This window comes from Nocardioides antri (assembly GCF_008373765.1).
Taxonomy (GTDB): Bacteria; Actinomycetota; Actinomycetes; order Propionibacteriales; family Nocardioidaceae; genus Nocardioides; species Nocardioides antri.
The window spans coordinates 1-437 of record NZ_VUJW01000189.1; the positions used below are offsets into that span (position 1 = coordinate 1).

1 protein-coding gene is annotated in these 437 nt (G+C 51.9%); it reads right to left on the minus strand.

Annotated elements, in window-relative coordinates:
* Positions 1-37: 37 nt before the first annotated feature.
* Positions 38-418 (minus strand): eL33 family ribosomal protein, encoded by a 381-nt coding sequence (locus F0U47_RS22975; protein WP_149752376.1) that lies wholly within the window; start codon positions 416-418, stop codon positions 38-40.
* Positions 419-437: the final 19 nt, after the last annotated feature.

Genomic DNA, 437 nt, shown 5'->3' on the forward strand with positions numbered 1-437 from the left:
GGATTTTATTCTTATTCTTATAATTAGCAGAAGGTTCTTAGATCCTGGAAGGATACAGCATCACTCGTATTCTGTGTCCCATAGCCTGGGCAGGGAGGTTAGACTTGAACTTGGCTCGGACACTGCCAGAGTTGCCATGTGGGCGGGTCACCTTGCCCCAGATAGCACGCAGCTTGGTTTTTTTGCCACGGGGACCTCCGGGAATTGGTGTCCTCTTCTTAGCTCTGTACACATAGACGCAATGCTTGCCAGCATAAAAGACTGCATCATTACGGTCTTTTGCTCCTTCAACCTTGAGGAGAGCGGTGTTCTCGTGCTGGTTGCGTAGACCACGCTTATATCCTGTGAATACGGCCTTTGCGTACAGCCTGCCGTGGCGGGGCTTTGATGCTTTGCGAAGGACCTTTGTGGGCTCCACAGGAGCTGCTGGAGCAGCC